The 22,346-nt window shown below is 48.8% G+C and carries 21 protein-coding genes and 1 tRNA gene; 7 read left to right on the top strand and 15 right to left on the bottom strand.

What is annotated here, in order from left to right; all coding sequences use genetic code 11:
• Positions 1-179: 179 nt before the first annotated feature.
• The 6 genes from H4F65_RS11095 to H4F65_RS11070 all read right to left on the bottom strand — a co-directional run bounded on the left by H4F65_RS11095 (position 180) and on the right by H4F65_RS11070 (position 6,515).
• A complete protein-coding gene (locus tag H4F65_RS11095) occupies positions 180-989 on the bottom strand; it encodes a phage tail protein (RefSeq protein ID WP_010286879.1) in 810 nt (269 codons plus the stop codon).
• A 276-nt stretch (positions 990-1,265) separates the two neighbouring features.
• A complete protein-coding gene (locus H4F65_RS11090; protein WP_039318949.1) occupies positions 1,266-3,371 on the bottom strand; it encodes a site-2 protease family protein in 2,106 nt (701 codons plus the stop codon).
• Positions 3,368-4,696, bottom strand: a complete 1,329-nt coding sequence (locus tag H4F65_RS11085; RefSeq protein WP_010286375.1) for an HlyD family efflux transporter periplasmic adaptor subunit — start codon at positions 4,694-4,696, stop codon at positions 3,368-3,370. Before H4F65_RS11085 ends, H4F65_RS11090 begins: the two co-directional genes overlap by 4 nt.
• Positions 4,693-5,496 (bottom strand): efflux RND transporter periplasmic adaptor subunit, encoded by an 804-nt coding sequence (locus H4F65_RS11080; protein WP_010286376.1) that lies wholly within the window; start codon positions 5,494-5,496, stop codon positions 4,693-4,695. The genes H4F65_RS11085 and H4F65_RS11080 overlap by 4 nt, the downstream gene beginning before the upstream one ends.
• 292 nt (positions 5,497-5,788) lie before the next feature.
• On the bottom strand, positions 5,789-5,986 hold the full coding sequence (locus tag H4F65_RS11075; RefSeq protein ID WP_010286378.1) for a hypothetical protein: 198 nt from the start codon (positions 5,984-5,986) through the stop codon (positions 5,789-5,791).
• A 265-nt stretch (positions 5,987-6,251) separates the two neighbouring features.
• Positions 6,252-6,515 (bottom strand): DUF2798 domain-containing protein, encoded by a 264-nt coding sequence (locus H4F65_RS11070; protein ID WP_010286385.1) that lies wholly within the window; start codon positions 6,513-6,515, stop codon positions 6,252-6,254.
• A gap of 128 nt (positions 6,516-6,643) precedes the next feature.
• Here H4F65_RS11070 and H4F65_RS11065 point away from each other — a divergent pair, with 128 nt between their 5' ends.
• The 3 genes from H4F65_RS11065 to H4F65_RS11055 all read left to right on the top strand — a co-directional run bounded on the left by H4F65_RS11065 (position 6,644) and on the right by H4F65_RS11055 (position 11,267).
• A complete protein-coding gene (locus H4F65_RS11065; protein ID WP_010286387.1) occupies positions 6,644-7,546 on the top strand; it encodes a LysR family transcriptional regulator in 903 nt (300 codons plus the stop codon).
• An 884-nt stretch (positions 7,547-8,430) separates the two neighbouring features.
• Complete coding sequence (locus tag H4F65_RS11060; protein ID WP_010286389.1) at positions 8,431-9,471, top strand: SIR2 family protein; 1,041 nt, start codon at positions 8,431-8,433, stop codon at positions 9,469-9,471.
• Between the two features lie 11 nt (positions 9,472-9,482).
• Complete coding sequence (locus tag H4F65_RS11055) at positions 9,483-11,267, top strand: ATP-binding protein (RefSeq protein ID WP_010286391.1); 1,785 nt, start codon at positions 9,483-9,485, stop codon at positions 11,265-11,267.
• Between the two features lie 125 nt (positions 11,268-11,392).
• On the opposite strand, the gene H4F65_RS11050 is transcribed toward H4F65_RS11055, so the two are convergent.
• From H4F65_RS11050 to H4F65_RS11040, 3 genes are all read right to left on the bottom strand, one after another.
• Entirely contained in the window at positions 11,393-12,040 is a 648-nt protein-coding gene (locus H4F65_RS11050) for a hypothetical protein (protein ID WP_010286393.1), read from the bottom strand.
• Position 12,041: 1 nt separating this feature from the next.
• Positions 12,042-12,308, bottom strand: coding sequence for a helix-turn-helix domain-containing protein (locus H4F65_RS11045; protein WP_010286396.1), 267 nt, complete (start codon positions 12,306-12,308; stop codon positions 12,042-12,044).
• A 103-nt stretch (positions 12,309-12,411) separates the two neighbouring features.
• Positions 12,412-12,672: a helix-turn-helix domain-containing protein gene (locus tag H4F65_RS11040; RefSeq protein ID WP_010286398.1), complete on the bottom strand. Its 261-nt coding sequence runs from the start codon at positions 12,670-12,672 to the stop codon at positions 12,412-12,414.
• Positions 12,673-12,792: 120 nt separating this feature from the next.
• Here H4F65_RS11040 and H4F65_RS11035 point away from each other — a divergent pair, with 120 nt between their 5' ends.
• The gene (locus H4F65_RS11035; protein WP_010286399.1) at positions 12,793-13,032 is read left to right on the top strand and encodes a helix-turn-helix domain-containing protein; all 240 of its coding nucleotides are present in this window, start codon (positions 12,793-12,795) and stop codon (positions 13,030-13,032) included.
• An 87-nt stretch (positions 13,033-13,119) separates the two neighbouring features.
• Here H4F65_RS11035 and H4F65_RS11030 read toward each other — a convergent pair.
• The 6 genes from H4F65_RS11030 to aspA form a co-directional block, all read right to left on the bottom strand.
• Positions 13,120-13,195 (bottom strand) — tRNA-Phe (locus tag H4F65_RS11030).
• 126 nt (positions 13,196-13,321) lie between these two features.
• Positions 13,322-13,897, bottom strand: coding sequence for a transcriptional regulator (locus H4F65_RS11025; RefSeq protein WP_010286402.1), 576 nt, complete (start codon positions 13,895-13,897; stop codon positions 13,322-13,324).
• A 34-nt stretch (positions 13,898-13,931) separates the two neighbouring features.
• Positions 13,932-15,662, bottom strand: coding sequence for a protein-disulfide reductase DsbD (locus H4F65_RS11020; protein WP_010286404.1), 1,731 nt, complete (start codon positions 15,660-15,662; stop codon positions 13,932-13,934).
• A complete protein-coding gene (gene cutA, locus H4F65_RS11015; protein WP_010286405.1) occupies positions 15,638-15,970 on the bottom strand; it encodes a divalent cation tolerance protein CutA in 333 nt (110 codons plus the stop codon). The genes H4F65_RS11020 and cutA overlap by 25 nt, the downstream gene beginning before the upstream one ends.
• A 131-nt stretch (positions 15,971-16,101) precedes the next feature.
• The gene (locus H4F65_RS11010; RefSeq protein ID WP_010286407.1) at positions 16,102-17,403 is read right to left on the bottom strand and encodes an anaerobic C4-dicarboxylate transporter; all 1,302 of its coding nucleotides are present in this window, start codon (positions 17,401-17,403) and stop codon (positions 16,102-16,104) included.
• A gap of 121 nt (positions 17,404-17,524) precedes the next feature.
• A complete protein-coding gene (gene aspA, locus H4F65_RS11005; protein ID WP_039318940.1) occupies positions 17,525-18,964 on the bottom strand; it encodes an aspartate ammonia-lyase in 1,440 nt (479 codons plus the stop codon).
• Between the two features lie 513 nt (positions 18,965-19,477).
• Here aspA and H4F65_RS11000 point away from each other — a divergent pair.
• From H4F65_RS11000 to groL, 3 genes are all read left to right on the top strand, one after another.
• Complete coding sequence (locus H4F65_RS11000) at positions 19,478-19,960, top strand: FxsA family protein (protein WP_010282891.1); 483 nt, start codon at positions 19,478-19,480, stop codon at positions 19,958-19,960.
• A gap of 253 nt (positions 19,961-20,213) precedes the next feature.
• Complete coding sequence (locus H4F65_RS10995) at positions 20,214-20,507, top strand: co-chaperone GroES (protein WP_005971295.1); 294 nt, start codon at positions 20,214-20,216, stop codon at positions 20,505-20,507.
• Between the two features lie 45 nt (positions 20,508-20,552).
• Positions 20,553-22,199: a chaperonin GroEL gene (groL, locus tag H4F65_RS10990; RefSeq protein ID WP_010282899.1), complete on the top strand. Its 1,647-nt coding sequence runs from the start codon at positions 20,553-20,555 to the stop codon at positions 22,197-22,199.
• Positions 22,200-22,346 lie beyond the last annotated feature (147 nt).

Genomic DNA, 22,346 nt, shown 5'->3' with positions numbered 1-22,346 from the left:
TAAGATAAATCTCTATTGATTTTTTTTGTTTACATGATTCGTATTTCTAATGGTGGAATTTTCTTACGGTATTCAATCAGTAACTCAATGATATTAATATCTAAACTACTGAATAAAGAAAGTGCCGGGAAAATACCCGGCACGCTTACTATTCCAAAAATCGGAATGTAAAAACACGCCTAGTTTGGATTGGTTGGGTAGAGACCTTGTACTGCAATACAGGCGGTCAACCCGATCGCCGGATCGCGAACCGAGAAGGGCATTCCGCCCCCGACATTATTGCCTACCACGGTTTCCGGTACTTTGATCGTTAACGGAGGCGTAGAGGCTGCCCCCGACACAGTGGTGTCTGCGATGAGATAGGCGGTATTGGCCGGTTTGGCTGCCTGATAGGGGCCTTTGAAGGTGGCATTTTGGGTTGCTGCCCCCACAGGCACGGTCGCGCTGAGCGCGGTCAGGAAATTCGCGCCGTTAGCGGGGGTTGTGCCCGTAGTGGCCGGGGTGGTGGTGGCTATGGGTAAAGTGGCACCCACCGTCAGGTTGCCAGTAGTGGCAGGCACTAGCACATCAAAGGTGGTCGTGAGTGATTGCGCGGTTGGATGGGTATGAGGCGCGACATTGCTTGCCGACAAGGTGGCCGTCTCGGCACCCAGCGATTGACCACGTTGTATCAGACTGAGTCCTGTACCTTGCCCTGCGCCAACGATGCTTCTACCGCGCAGGTCGGGCAGCGTAAAGTTATTGGTTTGCGGCGAGCCGCCCCATATATTGCCGATCAACGCATAGAGTGCCTGATAGGTGCTGATCGAGACGGATTGTCCTGCTGCGGGCAAATAGCCACTCGGACAATAGCTGGTGACCATATAACAAACTGAGCCGATATAAGGTGCATCACCGTCACAGGCGGAGGCGTCTTCGGCATGGAACATCGCTAAGGCCAACGAGGCTGCCAGGAGTGATTTGGCATAGAAACGTTTGGTTACTTTCATCTTGAATCCCCTTGTAGAATGGCTGTTTTTTGTTGCTGTTTCTTGGGTGAGGATGGTATTGGTTAGTTAAGTAATTATTTGAATTATTATTATATTTTTTTGTTTTTAGTGACTTATGAACAATAGCTTACGCACGGCTTTTTGTTAGTTGCCGCCAGAAAAAAATAGCAATATTTTGAAAAATACTGCGTCACAGTAAATAGGCTGATGAGGAGGGAAATAGGTTGGCTGCGGGCCTAAAGGCGAGGTACTGCCCGCAGGGGGGATTAGGGTCGATCAAAAACCACTTTCGCGGATGCCTAAAGCGGCGACGCGACGCCAGACCGCACCCAGTAGTGATTCTTTCTCTCCCGCTACGACGACGCTACCGCGCAGAGGCTGTTGTGGTAACAGCGCCTGAGGGGACAGGGTAAACTGCACGCGGTATTGTGCTTGCACGGGCTGCGGATTACGTTCGTTATCGCGCCGCACGGCAATCGGGCCGTGGCGATCGGACGCGAGCATTTCTTGTTGCAGATAAGCGCTGCCCGTGGGGGCGATCTCATGAAGCGTAACGTCAATACGTGGGAAAGCGGGATCGTCGGCAAGGAAGACGCCGTGCATGCCTTCTTGGGTGCGCTTGAGTGATTCCTCGGGGATATAGCCAACCACTCGGCCTTGTGCGGGTTCCACCACACGTAGTAATGGCGTATCCGCCGTTAGCCAGCGTCCTGCTGTCATGTCACGTGCCAGATCGCGTACCACACCTGTTTGCGGCGCCCGAATCGTTAAGCGTTGACGCTGTGCTGCCAACCCTCGATAGCGTGCCAGCGCCTCCGCTAACTGCCGATCCATGACCTGAATTTCACTCGCAGTTTCCTGTCGCGTCGCTCCACGCTGCCGCTGCTGTTGTAATTGGGCGATACGCTGACGCTCAATATCGAGACGGTAATCCAGGTCGACTGACGTCAGTTCTAGCAGAATGTCTCCGGCATCCACCCGCTGACCATCTGTAACGTGTAGCTGGTTAACCTGCGCCGGTACTGGACTGTAGAGGGTACTGACCTTCTCGGCTTCCAAGACGGCAGGAATGTGGATACTGCCACCCCATGGATAGAGCAAGATAAACAAGAGGGCCGAGCACAGCAGGGCGCTGCGCAAAAAAGCGATAGGGTGTATTGATTTGCGCATTGACCACCAGGCATAGGCTTCTTTGGCTATCGGTAGCGCGATAAACCAGACGATCTCAACCAGCATTAAACCAATGCCGATCACCTTGATAAAAAAGTGATAAACCACTAGCGCGATGCCAAAGAACAGGAAAAAGCGCCATATCCAGGAGGCATAGCCCCACACCAGCAGTTTGCGTTGCAGAGATGGGGAAAGGTTTTCGGGCGCTGGGTGACCATGACCGAACAGACTTTCTCGCAATCGCCAGCGGCAGAGCGCATAGGCGCGTTCTTGCAGATTTTCTACGCGCCAGAAATCGCTCAGCAAAAAGTAGCCATCGAAGCGCATCAAAGGGTTAAGGTTTACGACCAACGTGGTCAGCCACGTCGCGCTGGAAAGCATAAAGGCGGCCGTTCGTGCTGGTCCATCTGGCAGTAATGCCCAGGCCAATAGCGCAATCACCGCCAACATCAGTTCGGCCAGAATACCGCCCGCGCCGATCAGCAAGCGTGCCTGACGATCTTTCAGTTTCCAAGCGTCGGTAGTGTCAGTATAAAACAAGGGAAATAACACGATAAAGGCAACGCCCATGCTCTGCACACGGCAGCCCGCTCGTTTCGCCATGAAGGCATGGCCTAGCTCATGGATAAATTTGGCGAACACCAGAGAAATACCGAACACGGCCATGCCGGACAGGCTGAAAAGGTGTGGAAACGAATGGGTGTAACGTACCCAGTCTCGACTGACCAAAAATAAACCCAGCAGCAGGATAAATGGAAATACCCAAATCAGAAAGGGCGTGCCATAGCGCTGTAACCACGGCCAACAGCGGTTAAGTACCGGATCGGGTCGCCACAGAGGAATACGGAAAAACAGATACTGGTGCAGCACGCTTTTCCACAAGCTGGTGCGCATCGCGTGGGCTTTGCCCAGATAGCGCTGACGTTGTTCTGGATCGCTTGCTGCGACCAGATCGTGCTGGCGCAGGAACTGCATCAGTTGCTCCAACTCTTTCACTCGCAGTGGCAGGCCGGGCTCACTGTTGGCAGCGGCCAGGATTTGCTGCGGCTGGCGCAGTGACCAATGACGCAGCAGGCGGATAGCCGACGGGGTCAGGGTAAAATAACGTCCGGTTATAGGATCGGACAGCACCCACTGCGGGGCCCCGTTGATACCAGGAGCCGATTCTGCCAATTGAAGATCGGCGCGCAGAGGAGGCAGATGCGGACTCATAGCCCAATCGCCTGACGGATCACTGCCAGCGGTCGACGGAACAAATAAACGGCAAGGGGAACATAGTCGCCAGAAATTTTTGCCGTGCCGCGCAGGCCGATACGTGGCGGTGTGTCAGTAAAGCGTGCATCCAGACGGTAGGCCAGATTGCCGGCAGGTGTCTGTTCCGACTCATAGGCGATACGTTCTAACAATGCGGCGTGCGGCGTTAGTGGATCGCTGTCCAGAAATAGGGTAATGGGCGCTTCTTGCTGCAACCGGATGGCGTCGCCCACGTCCAACTCGATGCGTAACGCGGTGAGAGCAGGGTCTGCCAACTCCATCAAACGTTCGCCAGTGCGTACCGGTTTACCCATCCAGCGCGTAGCGTCGGCAAATACCGCGATGCCATCCCGTTCGGCGCGGATTTCTGTGCGACTCAGCAAGGCATTGGCGTAATCGCGTTCCGCGCGTTTTTGTGCCACCTGGGCGGCGAGAAAGTCGAGCCGGGCTTTGGAGTCCGCATCCTGAAACGCACGTTGAGAACTCGCACGATGCTCCGCTTCGGCGACATTCAATGCACGTTCTGCCACATCTGCCTGGGCTTTCAGGGTTGTACTATCAAAGCGAACCAACACTTCACCTTTACGTACACTCTGGTTCGGTAACACGGTAAAGGATTGGATTACGCCGTCCAATGGGGCGGCGACGACACGGCCTTGATGCGGAATAACCTCGGCGGGTGCTAACACGGATTGGCGCACCGGAATGAACAGACAAGCGAGCAGTAGCAGCGCAGGGACGGCGATTTTCCACCGAGTCTGTCGGCGACGCCAGCGTGTCGTTTGTGGTTCGAGTGCCAGCCAAGCGTGGCTAAAAGCCCCACTGAGTTGCTCCGCCAGCACCTGATCGGTGTTTTGCCATGGTTGCTCTCTTGCATACCAAATGGCACCGAAGGGTTTCCCCTGGCGATCCTTGAGCGGGGACCATAATGCCTCAGGGGCTGAGAGTGCCTGCCAATCTTTACGACTTTGTTCATCAAGCTGTGAGGCTTCAATCACCGCGCATTTAGCTAACGCTTTCTCATCGACTGACGACAACTGGGTGCAGGCACGTTCGATAAACGCCACAAAAGGGGCGTGGGGTGCGGGTTGGGTGACGCCAGTCACCGCGCGGACCCGGCCATTGATGATCAGTGCCGCATGGCGAAAACCAAACAGCGGCTGGCTGTCGTTGACGATGCAGTAGGCCAGCTCTTCTGTGCTGTTTGCCGCCCGTGCTTGTCGTTCAACATCAAGAAAGCGGGCAAACGCGGCGGTACTTGCAGAGGCTGGCGTGGTGCTCACTGCGCCTCCGAAAACTGTGCCGTTCCGCTCATACCTGCCATTAAGGTATTGTCCGCGTGAGCCAGCGTACCGGTGAGTCCCAGGGTTTGGCTGCTCTCATCAATGCGTGCACCAAGCCGTGTGACTTTGGCTTGTAACGGTTTTCCGGTTTCATCCGGCGTGAAGGTAAAGACTAACCCAGGTTTGAGCACCGACAGAAGTCGTGATGGGACTAGCAGGTTGATTTCTAGATTGCGGTTATTCACCACGTCCAGCAGTGGAGCACCTTGCGCCACGCTCTCAAATGTCTGCACACGGCGTTTCACCACCTGGCCGTCGAATGGGGCAGTGATGCGACAGCGGTTGACCTGAATTTGATAAACCTGGCTTTCTGCCTGAGCTTGTGCAAAGTGCGCGGCTGATAACGATACTGCGTGTCTCCCTACCGATTTCATCTGCGCCAGTTGCTGATTTTGGCTCAGCTCCGCTTCTGCGGCACGTGTGGCAGCAGACGCCGCAGCCAGTTGAGCTTGGTAAATGGAACAGTCAAACCGTACCAACAGATCGCCTTTCTTGAAGGATTCCCCTTCTCTAAACGGTATTTCCACAATACGTCCGGCCAGTTCGCTGGACAGCGTGGCTTGTTCCACCGCTATCAGAATGCCGCGAGCCTGATTGTCGGCGGGGGCAGCGGTTTGATTATCATGAGAAGGCATCGCCAAGAGTGGGTCGCTCGTTTGCGCATGGGCCGTAAACGCGAATAAGCAAAGTGCCAGCAATTGAAAAGCGTGGCGAAATATTACGTTATTGAAACCATTCACACTGACCTGCCTTATTTGTTGAGGTGTGTGCCACGTCAGAAAAGATAAAGGGGCTTTCTGAATTTTCACTTATTAGCGGTGCTTATTTTGGGAAATATAATGGTACAAAATGTGCTGAATTGACAACAGGAATAGAGAGCCGTTCTCACCTTAGTTTGTGGCTTTAGCAAACGCTTGTGTGATTTGAGGCTCGGCGGATAGTTGCACCTGAAAATAGCAGGGGCAGCGATGCAGCCCCACTAACACGATGTTCGTGATTTTCCTTACGATAAGAGAGGAAACCCGTCGTCGCCTACTGGTGCTCCTGATGAGCGTCATCGCCAAACGTGATTGCACGTCCACGCGCATCCATTTTTGCTTTGTCGCGGTTGGCATCATCCTCGTCGTTCCATAATTCGTGCAGGACGACATCTACACAGACGGCCTGATCCTCCGCAATGTTGCTAAACAGCAGCAGCGTGCTCAGTTCCCTGGCTGCACGCGTCCACACCGTTCAATTGTACCTGACACACATCGGCCACGAACTGGATCGCTGGCTCCAAACGCAAACGCTGCTGCCCGAGAACGTTCATGCGGCGTATGACAGGCTGGCGTTGGCGTTGGCGTTGTAGGGATGGGGGAGCGTCGGCGAGCTGTTTTAAAGCGAACAGGTAACATAGATGTGCCATCAATAATGATGGCAGTGTTCTATGTTAGAGCATGACTCCGCCTGATAGTCGGCTTAATGTGAGGAATGAAATGGCGTATTGAATGACTCAGTGACCGTGAACAGTCAATCCTACCAACCGGGTAACAATAGGACGGACAATCAGTATGCAAACAAAAGCAGCTGGCATGGCAACCTGATAGGCATTCATCACATTTTCCATGTAATGTGGTCCCATTCCAAATTCGGCCAGAATGATAACCAGACACATCAGAAATGCCATGATGGTCGCCATATAAAGAGCAAATACGTAGGGTGAAGTGTGCTTCGGGAAGCGGAATCGCGGGGTATTTTTAGCAACAGCATTAGTCATCAAGTTATCCTGGTTAACAACGGTGAGTGAAACGGCTGCTAACCTATCAAGCTAACCAAGACGACAGTAGAGCTGTTATGCTTTAATCATTGTTAAATAAAAGTAACGAATTAAGCATTGGGAATAATATGGATGTGTTAGGGCTGATTAGCAATTTTATCCGTGTGGTCGAGAACGGCAGCATTGCCGCGGCAGCACGAGCTAAAGGTATGAGTCCGGCGGCGGTAAGCCAGAGCCTTTCACGGCTTGAGACACATTTGGGCGTGCGCCTGATATCGCGCACCACCCGAAGCATGACATTAACCGAAAACGGTAAACGTTATTTCGAGAAAGTACGTCATATTCCACATGACATCGAGCTCGCCTCGCAGGCTGCTGCGAGTGAGACTAAACTGCAAGGTCCGCTTTGCATCGCGACGACTGCCGCATTTGGTCGGTACGTTATCGCTCCACTGATGCCTGCTTTCAAAGAATCTTTCCCCGATATTGATATCGAACTGATTAGTACCGATCGCAACGTTAACCATCGATTGGAAGGCGTTGACGTCAGCATCCGCATCGAGGCACAGCTGAACGATCAACTGATTGCCAGAAAAATCGCATCGCTGCCATTTATATTCTGCGCGGCCCAGGCTTATCTGGATCGCGCGGGTACCCCTCAAACTCCTGAAGAACTCAGCCAGCACGCTTGTCTGGTTTTCCGCTATCCCACAGATGGGCGTTTTCTTCCCTGGACATTTATGGTCAATGGGCAGCCTGTTAACGTGAAACTCAACCCCAAATTTATCAGTGATGATATTGATATTATTGCAAAAATAGCAGCAAACGGAGGCGGCGTTACCCGCCTGGCAAGCTTTGTTGCCCAGCCGTTGATAGACAGTGGTCAACTCACGCCTTTGTTCTGCTCAGACCGCAGTAGCGGTAACCACGTAGAGTCTTTACCGATGAATATTTATGCCTGTGTCAATGAACGTTCGGCACTGAATTCAAAGGTAAGAGCCTTTATTGCGTTTTTAGAAGCTGAGATTTAAGACGAGGACGCAGCGATTTTCTGCGTGAATGCAGTTAAATGTAGGATCAATGCTAGGCTGGCTTTTTAAACTCGTGGTGCTGGATTTGGAATCATACTCACGATTAACTTTATGTTAATAATTTGTTTTTGTTGATATTTATCTCAAATAGCGCCCCGCTAAAGCCCCATAAAAATCGCTTTGTTTTTGTGATGGTTGTCACGATGAATCGTTACTTGAGGGAATGGGGCTTTGGTATGTGAAGAGCTAAGTTCACGTACAATGGTGTGAAAAACGTAATCTTTCGCGATCTATAGTGTTGATCCGTTACCTACAGCATTAAGCTTCAAGTTGATATGTTGGCTCATACGCTGTTGAGATAATGTCTAACTGTGTAATTTTTTACTATATGAATTATATTGATATTTTTCTATCTCTTTGAGATGTCACCATGAATGAGTTCAGATAACCGAATACCATTGCTTTATTTAACCACCCCATATCTGAGGTTCTGAGGCAGAACTTAAAGCACTGTTACAGAATCTCCTTGCTTTTTCACCACTCTTGCCAGTTTAGCTGGATTGTTATCGTTAAATACTGTCAGGCTGAGCTGCCTCCAGCGAATTACTGATTCGGGGCAAACCCTTATGGTCATTCCGCATCATGCTTTGATCTCAGATCTCTACTGGAGCTCCATCTATGAAGTAGTTTTAGTTCAGCAAGTAACCGCATTGGGTCGTTTAATGTACTATGCTTGAGCCGGGTTTTACATGATAGTAATTCAGAGGTGTCTAAATGGCTGAAACTACAGAAAAATTGACGTTACAGATATATATGAACAGGAAATTAACTTCCTTGTTGGTTCCGGAGCGTCATCTGGAATTTTTCCTACCTTGGCAACTGCAATGAAAAATGAAACTACTGGGTGTGAAACCGTTGAAACTTTAGCGCAATACTTTGAGGAGGAAAATAAACAAGAATTAAAAACATTACTATTTATGTATTACTATAAAGAATGTATTGAACCAGTCATGTCTTTTAACTGGGAGTCAGAGAAGGTCTCCGATAAATTAATAGATGGAAAGAAAACTAAGGTAATTGATAATTATAAGGCATTTATATCCACTCTTTATGGCATACTTGAATTGCGTAAAGCACATGAAAAAAGTATTAATATCTTTACTACCAATTATGATACCTGCTTTGTAGAGGCTTATGAAGAATTAATTAAAGAAGAAAAGATACCGCTTAATTTAAACGATGGTACCCGAGGATTCAAAATAAAGCTTTTGGAAGCTAGGCATTTTGACTCAATAGAAGTTACAAAAGGGGTATTTGATAGTGGGGAGCAAAGAGTTCCTCAATTAAATATTGTCCACCTTCACGGTTCTGTATACTGGAGAAAAAATGAAGAATCAATCCATGTTCAATATTACGGTTATAATACAGATCGTATAATTAAAGATATTGTTCCTGAATTAGAGTTTTTTAAATCCATTATTGAAAATCCTGAATCTAACCGTGCTAGTTTTAACAATATAATATTATCTGATGGTTTCTTTGAGATATCTACTTCATTCTGGAATAAATATAATTCTCTTCCGATTGTCAATCCAACGAAATGGAAATTCCATGAGACAGTATTTGAGGAACACTACTATCAGATGTTACGTCATATGAGTTACGTGTTGGAGAGAAAAAACTCTGTTTTAATTTTGTTTGGTTTTTCATTTGCGGATGAGCATATAAGAAATTTAATCAAAAGATCGCTTGGGAATAGAACTCTTACAATGTTTATCTGCTGTTATAGCGATCATGGTTACCAAGAAATCTCACCGCTGTTTGAAGGATATAGAAATGTAAAATTTATCAAACTTAATGAAAAAATGGATTTTACAAAGTTTAATTCAGATGTGTTTTCTATACCATCGTACAATAAAAATTAGAAGAGGCGAGAATGTCTATTTTAGTCGGAGAGGTTATTGCGATTCATGGAATAAAGATCACTCTGGAGGTATTCGAAGACTCAAATAAAGATACTTTATTTTATGATGGAAAAAAATACAAAGGAATTTCCATTAAGGAATACATTAAAGTAAAGCGTGGTTTTAGAGATATTGTTTGTATTGTTGAGGGTGAGCATCTGGATGAGCTACGATATGCAGGAGATCATGAAAAAAAATATTATATTAGAAAGGTTGAATTAAGGCCTATAGGTTACTTTGATAAAGGGATTTTTAATGAGGGTGTTAAATATCTTCCATTAATTAAAGATCAGGCTTATCTTTTGGAAGAGGATAAGCTTAGCGATATCTATGGGGAAGAAAGTCATGGTAACTTTGTTATTGGAAAGCTTCTGAAAGAAGAACTTCCTGTATCATTGCCTTGGCAAAAATTATTTAACACACATATAGGTATTTTTGGAAATACAGGGAGTGGGAAGTCAAATACATTAACAAAATTATATACAACGCTCTTTGAACAGAAAATTCAAGAGATAAGTGGGAAAAGCAAATTTATCGTCATTGATTTTAATGGTGAATATACAACCAATCAATTGGTTAGCGATAGTTTTAAATGTGTATATAAACTCAATACTCGCAACGAAGAGAATAAATTTCCTCTATCTTCAACGGAATTCTGGGATACAGAAACTCTTAGCATCCTTTTCCAGGCAACTCAGAATACGCAAAAACCGTTCATCAATCGTATTATTACAGGTCGTAAACGTTATGCTGATTATCCAGATAGTTTTCTAAATTATATCAAAAAAACCTATGAATTAATATTTACATCGGCCCAGCCGAAACCAGATTCACTTGATTTAATTAGGGAAATAACGGAATTAATGAGTTTTAATGATCTACTTGATATTCTCAAGAAAATAACATGGCATAGCCAAAATAATTGTTTTTATGGGAATTTTTTAGATGGTAGTGGATATAGATATTTTAACTCAGAGGGTAATAATTATAATATAATTTTATCCCAGCTTGTTAATAATATAGTTTTACCAGAAATGGATGCTTTTGAAGAATTTAAAGTCAGATCTAATATTCAACTAATTCGCGACTTAATTTATGGTTATGTTCAATATGAATTCATACAGCCATTATTAAAGCGAATCGAATCATCATTAAATGGTTTACGTAAGGTGATTGATATAGTAGACGTTCAGGCTGTGAAAAAGCCGGTCACAGTAATTTCTTTGAGAAAATGCAAACCGGACATCAAGAAAGTTCTTCCGCTTTTGATTGCTAAACATTACTACTATCCACATAAAGATAAGGTTGCCAACCCACCGGATAGTACTGTTCATCTAATCATCGATGAAGCTCATAACATTTTGTCACAGCAATCTAGCCGCGAAAGTGAAAGCTGGAAAGATTATCGACTTGAAATGTTTGAAGAAATCATAAAAGAAGGCCGTAAATTTGGTGTATTCTTGACGTTATCCAGCCAGCGTCCAGCGGATATTTCACCTACAATCGTTTCGCAGATACACAACTTTTTTATCCATCGATTGGTTAACGACCGCGATCTTCTCCTGATTGATAATACAATCAGTACGCTGGATAACATGTCGAGAAGCATGATTCCCAATCTGTCTAAAGGCTGCTGTATCGTGACTGGGACGTCCTTTAACCTGCCAATGCTACTGCAAGTAGATTTGCTGGAAAGGTCAAAGCAGCCGGATAGTGAAGATGTGGATCTAGAAAAAATATGGAAAATAGCAGAGTAATGAATGAAATAGCAGTGCCTAATAATCTACACATCTTTTCAGACAATGGGCTTCTCGAGAGAGGGGGGAATTATACTCTGATACGGAAAATATAGCTCTCCGTGTTCAATACCAGAGAGTTATATTTATTTTTTTAATATAGCTAGTTCAGTAAGTGCTATCATTCGATCATAACGCATCATTATTTGATAAAAAAACAAAGAAAGGACAATTAATGCAATATATCCATAGCTGATTCCCATTAGCCAACTATTTGGATCGGATAATTTTGTTGTGGCTACTAATGTGGAAATAACACCTGGAAGTATACCTAATTTATCTATAGGGCCAGTTATAAGGAGAGTTCTTTTTTCTAGGAAATTTCTTTCATGTTTTATCTCCATTAACCCTAGCTCAAGCTCTTTTTTATCTAATGCAATAAGTTCTTTAAGATAGTGTTGATCTATAATGAAATCTTTTTTTATATTTTGATTGATAGCTGAGTTGAATGGTAAGGTAAAGGATTTCTTTATTTTATTTCTATTTTTATATATGGAAATAAAAGGTGTTATTATAAAAATAAAGTATGTTGACATTAATAAAATCAGTGAGAATGACAGTAGGTTTTTATATTCAAAAGCATGGCTAAGCAATGCTAATATAATTGAAATGGTTACCAGTGCTATTATTAAAATAAATGCTACAAATTCCAGATTACTATTGCTTTCTTTTTTATTAGCCCTTTTTTCTTCGATCTCAATTAATTTTAATATATTGATAAATCTAATATCCATATTATCCTCTCCACTGAACTATTTCACCATTATGTAACTTTAAAATAACCTCAGCAAAATCATCATCAACCGTATAAAAATAACATTCCGGCACATTAAGCACCTTAGCAAACGCGCACATCATCTCAAATGTTGGGCGGTGTATACCGCTTTCATATTGGGATATGCGTGATCGTGCGGTGGCTTCTTCAATGCCAGCCAGTACGCCTAACTTTTCTTGAGTGAGATTTGCTCGTAGGCGAGCAGTTTTAAGGCGAATGGGCAGCATAATGGCACCATCAATAAGGATATTGATAGCATGTTTAGCACTACTTTACATGTGGGTTGCTTAGACTTCCTGAACAATAGAGGAGGCGATTTATTTGCATTCGTTAAGAATGACTCTGATGTTTAAGGTAAAGCCCCAGAGCCATCTCAGCAAAATCATCGTTAACGGTGTAAAAGTAGCATTCCGGCACATTAAGCACCTTTGCAAATGCGCACATCATTTCAAACGTTGGACGATGTATTCCTCCTTCATACTGAGACACGCGAGAACGCGCAGTTTCTTCCTCAATGCCTGCAAGAACTCCTAATTTTTCCTGAGTTAGGTGAGCACGTAGTCGCGCTGTTTTGAGACGAGCAGGAAGCATTCATTGCACCATCAATGATCATACATTGACTTAGTGTTTAGCATTACTTAACATCGTGGTTGTTTAGAGTTACTGAACAAAGCGTGTTTAATGTGAAGCCATAGAATAAGGATCATGGAGATGATTGATAAGGATTGGCATCCGGCAGACATTATTGCTGGCTTGAGGAAGAAAGGCACAACGCTGGCGGCGGTTTCAAGGGCATCTGGACTCGCGTCTTCAACACTTGCTAATGCGTTGACAAGACATTGGCCGAAAGGTGAGAGATTAATTGCTTGTGCATTGGGAAAGCAGCCGGAGGAGATCTGGCCGTCACGCTATCAAGGTATGAACCCGAATCATGGGGAAGGGGAGGCGTGATAGCACGTTCGTAGAGAACCGAACCCCGTTCAGAACCCAATCCCAAAAAGCAAAAAACCAGCCGTTAGGCTGGTTTCTTTGAATTAGTGGTGCCCGGACTCGGAATCGAACCAAGGACACGAGGATTTTCAATCCTCTGCTCTACCGACTGAGCTATCCGGGCAACGGGGCGCATTAAACCGTATTGGCCGCGTGGCGTCAACGGGTTTATCAATGAAAGCATGGAAAACCCTACTGACTGCCGACTTTTCAGCCAAAATGCGGGCTTTACCGCATTTTGTGCCTGAAATCAGGTGAGTGCGCCGTTTTTGCGGCACAGCGCAAAGCGTAAAACATCTTCTGCCAGCCGCTGGGCGGTGGCGATGCTGGCGGCCTGATGCTTGACCAGCAGGTTGCTCAGGCAGCCTTCCAGAATCAATTCCATCTGCTGTGCGACCATTTCGGGATCGTCAGTTTCCAGCTCTTCCAGCAAATCGCGGGTGTACTGGTAAGACGCCAGCTTCTGCTGTTCCGCAATCTGGTGGATAGGGTGATTGATATCAGGAAAGAAGCTGCACGCCGCAATAAACAAGCAGCCCGGATAACGTTGTTTGTTCACCGACTCGTGCAGTACCTGATAGCGTGCCAGCAGCTTCTGCTCGATGCTTTTCTCGTCGTCCAAGAGAAGCTGACGCCGCCAGGTATCGACCTGCTGGCTATGGTGACGCAGGCCGTCGTACAGCAGTGCTTCCCGATCCGGCCAGAATGGCGTCAGTTCCTCTACCGGAACGCCTAGCCTCTCCGCCAGCATATCCAGCGTCGTCGTGGCAAAGCCGTGCTGCTCCAGCAGAGTAAGCGCATGTTCAAGAACATCTTCCCGTTGCATTAGGTCTCCTCCAGAAGCACATATAACGTGTTGTTTATGGGCTGAACTTCTGTAAATGTGCCTGAAATTGTTCAGCATTCATAAAACCGGTGACGCGCGAACCGGGGATCTCTTTCCCCTGAGCGTCAAAGAATACGATGGTCGGCAGCCCTAAAACCTGTAGCTTTTTCAGCAGCGCGTTTTGTTCTTCGCGGTTAGCGGTGACGTCCGCCTGTAGCAGCGTGATGCGCGACAGATGGTTTTGCACCGCCGGGTCGCTGAACGTGTATTTCTCGAACTCTTTGCAGGCAACACACCAGTCAGCGTAAAGATCGAGCATAACAGGCTGAGCGCTCTTTGCCAGCGCACTGTTAAGATCGGCAATATTGGCGACAGGGGCGAAGTTCAGTGCTGAGGTATGAGCTTGCGCCACGCCAGCCGGAGGAAATACCCAGTCTTGCAGCGGCTTGGCGCTGATCACCACGCCTGCCAGCAGCAGTAGCTGTACGCCACGCATCCAGCCTTTGCTGCTGCGCAGCGTCAGCATGAGCGCCCAGCCGAAGAAGGCGATACCCAGTGTGCTCCACAGCCGCATTCCCCACGTCTCGCCCAGAATGCGTTCCAGCAAGAAGACGGGCAGCGCCAGAATAATGAAACCAAACGCTTCCTTAACGTACTGCATCCACGGGCCGCTGCGTGGCAGCAGTTTGTTGCCGAACAGCGTGACCAGAATGAGCGGTAAGCCCATGCCAAGCGCGTAGAGATAAAGCGTGCCGCCACCTGCCAGCATGTTGCCGCTTTGGGCGATATAAAGCAGGATGGCGCTGAGCGGCGCGGTGGTGCAGGGGGAACAAATTAGCCCAGCCAGCGCGCCCATGCAGAATACGCCAGTAACAGATCCGCCTTGCTGACGGTTGCTCCACTCTGTCAGTCGGGTTTGTACCGATGACGGGAGCTGGAGCGTATACAGGCCAAACATGGACAGCGCCAGAACGACAAACATCACCGACAGGCCAATCAGAATGTAGGGATGCTGGAGCGCGGCCTGAAAGCGTAATCCAGCGGCGGCGACAACCAGCCCAAGCAGCGTGTAGGTCAGTGCCATACCTTGAACGTAGGTCATCGACAGCAGCAGCGTTCGACGCGGCGTCAGCTGTTCTTTTCTGCCCAGCACCAGGCTGGCAATCAGTGGGTACATCGGCAGGACGCAAGGGGTAAAGGCGACGCCGATACCAATCAACAGCGCCCACCACGGCGAGAACGGCATCGGCGTAGTCTGTGGCGGTGGCGTTTGGGCTGATGCGGTATTCGATGTGTCTGTGCCTGAGTTAGCCAGCACCTGACTGAGTGGAACGACGCGCGTCTCTGGCGGATAGCAGAAACCGGCATCGGCGCAGCCTTGATAGGTGACTTTAACGGTCGCGCCGTTTTCGGCCTGTTCAATGGGAACCGTTAGCGCCAGCCGATCGCGCAGGATAAAGACCTGACCGAAGAATTCGTCGTTATGGCTTTCGCCCTGTGGCAGCTCCACCTTGCCAAGCGTAGCACCGTTCCCTTCGATCTTGATTTGCGCGCGGTACAGGTAGTAATCGGGATGGATATCCCAGCGCAGGTTGAGCTGGTTATCCTGCTGCTGAAACTCAAAGGCGAAAGCGCCATCGACCGGCAGAAATCGTGATGTTGTGCTGTTGCCAAACAGTTTCTGACCGAAAGAAGAGGCGGCCACACTGGGTGTGCCGAAAGCCGTCCATAACAGGAAAATCAGCGTAAAGATGCGTTGAGCCATGTCAGATAATCGCTATCGCCCCCGGATACCGGCAGGACTAACAGCTCCGGCGTATCGTAAGGGTGTTGTTGTTTCAGGTGAGTCAGCAGGGCTTGCTGATGTGAGGTATCGCTTTTTATCAGCATTTGTACTTCTGATTGCTGTTCGAGCTTGCCTTCCCAGTAGTAGAGCGAACGTGCGCCGGGCAGCAGGGTGACGCAGGCGGCAAGCCGCGTTTCCAACAGCGAGTCGGCAAGCCGTTGCGCGCAGGCGTCGTCAGGTGCGGTACATAATATGACGACAGCATCGCAAAGCGGGCGGTCAGACATCACATCCTCCGTGTCAGATGAACAAATTCCAGACAACCAGAGCCACACTATACCTTGCTTTATTGTTTGAAGGGAATGCGGCGGATCGACGAGTTAAGCCGATCCGCGAGGGACTGTCTGACAGGCAAGCTTTAGATCAGGATGCTGCCAAGGATGAAGCCAAATATCACCGACAGCGTAATCGCCATTACGCCCGGAATCAGGAAGGAGTGATTAAACACAAACTTGCCGATGCGCGTTGAGCCGGTGTCATCCATCTCTACGGCGGCCAACAGCGTCGGGTAGGTTGGCAGAACGAACAGCGCGGAAACGGCAGCAAAAGACGCCACGGCCGTGACCGGAGACACGCCCAGCAGCAGCGCAGCAGGCATCAGTGCTTTTGCCGTTGCCGCCTGCGAGTAAAGCAGTGTCGCGGCGAAGAACAGCACGACGGCCAGCATCCACGGGTAGCTTTGCAGCAGTGCACCAGCGGTATCCTGAATATCGGAAATGTGCGCTTTAACAAAGGTATCTCCCAGCCAGGCCACGCCCATCACGCAGATACAGGCGCTCATGCCGGACTTAAACGTGCTGGCAGAGAGGATGCGCGCGGTGTCGATTTTGCAGGTGATGCAAATCAGCGTGGCGATCGTCAGCATAAAGACCACAATCGCTTCGTTACGTGGCAGAACCGGATTCTGAATCAGCCCAACCGTGCCGCTGATCGCCGTGGCATACAGCACGACAGCGACGATGCCGATCAGAAACAGCATCACGGAAAGTTTGGCGCCCGGTTTGATCTCATGTTGGCTATTGCCGCGCAGCGTGGTTTCGCCTTTTTTCAGACGTTCCTGATAAATCGGGTCGTCTTTCAGCTCTTTACCCAGGAAGTTGGTCACAATTGCCGTCAGCAGGATCGCGGCGAGCGTGGTCGGAATACAAATGCCCAACAGCAGCAGATAGCTGACGCCGTGCGGCTCAAGAATACCCGCGACAAACACTACCGCCGCCGAGATCGGCGAGGCAGTTATGGCGATTTGCGAGGCAACGACGGCAATCGAAAGCGGACGAGAAGGACGAATCCCCTGTTCTTTGGCGACTTCGGCGATAACTGGCAGGGTGGAAAACGCGGTGTGTCCGGTTCCGGCCAGAATCGTCATGAAGTAGGTGACCAGCGGCGCGAGAAAGGTGACGTATTTCGGGTGTTTACGCAGCAGTTTCTCCGCCAGACTGACCAGATAATCCATTCCGCCCGCCACCTGCATTGCGGCGATGGCGGCGATAACGGCCATGATAATTTCAATAACATCAAAAGGGATTACGCCGGGCTTTATCTGAAACCCCAGCGTAAGAACAAGCACTCCCAGGCCACCGGCGAAACCAATGCCGATACCTCCTAGTCGTGCCCCCAAATAGATGGCGAGCAGAACGATCAGTAACTCAAGACCAAGCATGACTATGCTCCTTAATTAATAATAAAAATTTCATAACTTATTCTTATGGCCGTAGACGGCAAAAAATAAAGGCACGGCGTTCTTCGTGAACGGACGTGCCTGTTGGTATTAGGTGTTGGTGTTAGGGAAGCTCGTTTTCATCGGTGTAGCGTTTGGCTTTGTACGCCGGATGCATCAGGTTCTGGATGGAGAAAATGTCGTCCAGTTCGGCTTCCGTCAGCAGGCCGCGCTCCAGGACAACGTCACGCACGCTTTTCCCGGTTTCCGCGCAGATTCTGCCGACGATATCGCCGTTGTGGTGGCCGATAAACGGGTTCAGGTACGTCACAATTCCGATGGAATTGAAGACATAGGCTTCACAGACGCTCTTATTGGCGGTGATGCCGTTGACGCATTTCTCCAGCAGGTTGTAGCAGGCGTTAGTCAGAATGTGGGTCGATTCAAACATTGCCTGACCGATAACCGGTTCCATAACGTTTAACTGTAATTGCCCGGCTTCTGACGCCATCGTGACGCAGGTGTCGTTACCGATGACCTTGAAACACACCTGATTGACGACTTCCGGCACGACCGGATTCACCTTGGCGGGCATGATCGAGGAACCTGCTTGTAGCTCCGGCAGGTTGATTTCATTCAGGCCTGCACGAGGGCCGGAAGAGAGCAGGCGCAGGTCATTACAGATCTTCGACAGCTTCACGGCCAGACGCTTCAGTGAACTGTGTACCATCACATAGGCTCCGCAGTCTGACGTGGCTTCGATCAAATCTTCTGCTGGCACACAGGGCAGACCGCTGACTTCCGCTAGACGCTGCACAGCCAGTTGCTGATAGCCGTCTGGCGTGTTCAGGCGCGTACCAATTGCGGTCGCGCCCAGATTGACTTCAAGCAGTAGCTCCGACGTGCGCAGCAGGTTTTTGATTTCTTCCTGTAACAGCACGTTAAACGCATGAAACTCCTGGCCGAGTGTCATCGGTACGGCGTCCTGTAACTGGGTGCGGCCCATTTTCAGCACGTCTTCAAATTCTTTGGCTTTGCGCTCGAAGCCATCGCTCAACTTCGCTATCGCCTCCGTCAGCTTCAGTACGGCCGCGTAGACCGCGATACGAAATCCGGTGGGGTAGGCGTCATTGGTGGACTGGCATTTGTTCAGATGATCGTTGGGGTTCAGATACTGGTATTCGCCTTTCTGGTGGCCCATCAGTTCCAGACCAATATTGGCTAATACTTCGTTGGTATTCATGTTGACCGACGTGCCCGCGCCCCCTTGATAGACATCGACCGGGAACTGATCCATGCATTTGCCGTTATTCAGCACTTCATCACAGGCGCGGATGATGACGTCAGCGATTTTTTTCGGGATAGTTTGTAGCTCTCTATTCGCCAGCGCTGCGGCTTTCTTCACCATAACCATACCGCGTACGAACTCGGGTATGTCACTGATTTTATTGTTACTGATATAGAAGTTTTCGACAGCGCGCAGCGTGTGAACGCCATAATACGCGTCTGCGGGAACTTCTCGGGTGCCTAACAGGTCTTCTTCAATACGGATATTTTCTGACATGAGAGTGCTTATCCTGTTGTGCGACTAGTGATGCAACTAGACGTTGTGGGCTGGTGTATCGGACGGCGTTATCTCGAAAAGCCATTATCTCGAAAAACAATGTGGTCTCGGATAAAGCTAAAGCGTCTTATCTCGGCAATAGTCTCGGGATGTTTGACCAACCAGATATCCATTGCCGTGAGGATATGTCGTTACGAGAGCGAAAAACAGGTGTTTAGATCACTATACTGGCGTTCTCTACCACGACGGTAAATGAACTGTGACTGTAGTCACGAGTCACTATTTTAGAACAATAATCGTAGGGCGGCGGCTTGAAAATGCGCAAAGCCGTACCCATTTCAGTAAATCATGATGTGCCGGATCGCAGAGCAGGCGCGCATTTTATCTAATCCATTGGTAGTAAATCCGATGGGGAGTAAAGCGTACTGGGTTTTCAATAGCGATGGCTTAACACGTTCTGATTAACAGACGTTTTTATTAAAACAGTACGCGTAAAATACACAGGAGTACCGGGTGCGCTGGTTACCGTTATTACTTATTTTTCTTTTGGCTTACATCGAGATATCGCTGTTTATTCAGGTGGCTGAGGTGCTTGGCGTCGCCATGACGCTGCTGCTGGTTGTCTTCACGTCCTGCGTGGGCGTCTCGCTGGTGCGTAATCAGGGGATGAAAACGCTGGTGCAGATGCAGCAGAAAATGGCGGCAGGTGAAAGCCCAGCGGCCGAGATGGTAAAAAGCGTTTCACTGGTGCTGGCGGGCTTCCTGCTCCTGATTCCGGGCTTCCTGACTGACTTTCTGGGGCTGCTGTTACTGCTGCCGCCGGTGCAGAAAAGGCTGACGCTCAAGCTGATGCCTCACTTGCATGTCTGGCGTTCTGGTCCTGGAGCTGGCCCAGGTGCGTCGTCTTCCGGCGGTAACACCTTTGAAGGTGAATACCAGCGCAAGGATGGCGGGCGCGCAAATATTGAACACCGTGACGATAGTGACAACCGTTAACGTCAAGACGAATTGAAAAGCAGATAAGGATTATCATATTGATAATCCTTATTTTTTATCAAATTTCAGCGACAGGCAGACGCCTAACGCAAAAAAAATGAATTTTTTCCCTTGAAGGGTGGTGAAACGCCCCCACTTAGAACACCACAAGGCCGATTATGAAAAGCATAATCGTTATGAAACATAGTTGTTATGAAGACATAGTCGGCGTTTATCCTAAACCGATATGGACTTTCTCAAAGGAGAGCTATCAATGAATATTCGTCCATTGCATGACCGCGTGATCGTCAAGCGCAAAGAAGTTGAGTCAAAATCTGCTGGCGGTATCGTACTGACTGGTTCCGCTGCTGGTAAATCTACCCGTGGTGAAGTGCTGGCCGTAGGTCACGGACGTATCCTGGAAAATGGCGAAGTGAAGCCGCTGGATGTGAAAGTTGGCGACATCGTTATTTTCAATGATGGCTATGGCGTGAAAGCAGAGAAGATTGATAACGAAGAAGTGTTGATCATGTCTGAAAGCGACATTCTGGCAATTGTTGAAGCGTAATTGCGCGTAATCATCTGAACTGAAAGAATTTGAGGGAAATAGACCATGGCAGCTAAAGACGTAAAATTCGGTAATGACGCTCGCGTAAAAATGCTGCGCGGCGTAAATGTACTGGCTGATGCAGTGAAGGTTACCCTGGGCCCGAAAGGCCGTAATGTCGTGTTGGATAAATCCTTCGGTGCACCGACCATTACTAAAGACGGCGTATCTGTTGCGCGTGAAATCGAGCTGGAAGACAAGTTCGAGAACATGGGCGCACAGATGGTGAAAGAAGTTGCCTCTAAAGCGAATGACGCAGCAGGCGACGGCACCACGACCGCAACCGTATTGGCGCAGGCTATCATCACTGAAGGCCTGAAAGCTGTTGCAGCGGGCATGAACCCGATGGATCTGAAGCGCGGTATCGATAAAGCCGTTATCGCTGCTGTTGAAGAGCTGAAAGCACTGTCTGTACCGTGCTCTGACTCTAAAGCTATCGCTCAGGTTGGTACCATCTCTGCTAACTCCGACGAAACCGTAGGCAAAATGATTGCCGAAGCCATGGACAAAGTCGGTAAAGAAGGTGTGATCACCGTTGAAGAAGGTACCGGTCTGCAAGACGAGCTGGACGTGGTTGAAGGTATGCAGTTCGACCGTGGCTACCTGTCTCCGTACTTCATCAACAAGCCGGAAACGGGTGCTGTAGAATTGGAAAGCCCGTTCATCCTGCTGGCTGATAAAAAAATCTCCAACATCCGCGAAATGCTGCCAGTACTGGAAGCCGTAGCGAAAGCCGGCAAACCGCTGGTTATCGTCGCTGAAGATGTTGAAGGCGAAGCACTGGCAACGCTGGTAGTTAACACCATGCGTGGCATCGTTAAAGTGGCTGCGGTGAAAGCGCCGGGCTTCGGCGACCGTCGTAAAGCAATGCTGCAAGATATCGCGACGCTGACTGGCGGTACCGTTATCTCTGAAGAGATCGGTCTGGAGCTGGAAAAAGCGACGCTGGAAGATCTGGGTCAGGCAAAACGCGTTGTGATCAACAAAGACACCACTACCATCATCGATGGTACGGGTGAAGAAGCTGCGATCCAGGGCCGTGTTGCTCAGATCCGTCAGCAGGTTGAAGAAGCAACGTCTGATTACGACAAAGAAAAACTGCAAGAGCGTGTGGCTAAACTGGCTGGCGGCGTAGCCGTTATCAAAGTTGGCGCAGCGACTGAAGTTGAAATGAAAGAGAAGAAAGCACGCGTTGAAGATGCCCTGGCTGCGACTCGCGCCGCGGTAGAAGAAGGCGTGGTTGCTGGTGGTGGTGTTGCGCTGGTTCGCGTTGCAGCCAAACTGGCTTCTCTGACTGCTCAGAACGAAGACCAGAACGTGGGTATCAAAGTTGCGCTGCGCGCGATGGAAGCTCCACTGCGTCAGATCGTTTCCAACGCTGGCGAAGAGCCATCTGTGGTTGCGAACAGCGTTAAAGCAGGCGAAGGTAACTACGGTTACAACGCAGCAACTGAAGAATACGGCAACATGATCGACTTCGGTATCCTGGATCCAACCAAAGTCACCCGTTCTGCGCTGCAGTTCGCGGCTTCCGTTGCTGGTCTGATGATCACCACCGAATGTATGGTTACTGACCTGCCGAAAAGCGATGCTCCTGACTTAGGTGGCGCTGGTGGTATGGGCGGCATGGGTGGTATGGGCGGCATGATGTAATGTGACACCTTGTTGCCGGAAGCCATTTTCTGGTGACAGGAGTCAGGTTACAGAAGCTCGTCTTTCTGTCCTTTAAAGAGCACTATCTGGTCGCGAGACTGGGTGGTGCTTTTTTTATGCACTGCATTGCTGAAATGTTGCCGTATC

It is taken from the genome of Pectobacterium brasiliense, from assembly GCF_016950255.1.
Taxonomy (GTDB): domain Bacteria; phylum Pseudomonadota; class Gammaproteobacteria; order Enterobacterales; family Enterobacteriaceae; genus Pectobacterium; species Pectobacterium brasiliense.
Note: the sequence above shows the minus strand (reverse complement) of the source record. Positions and strands in the feature narration are given on the sequence as shown.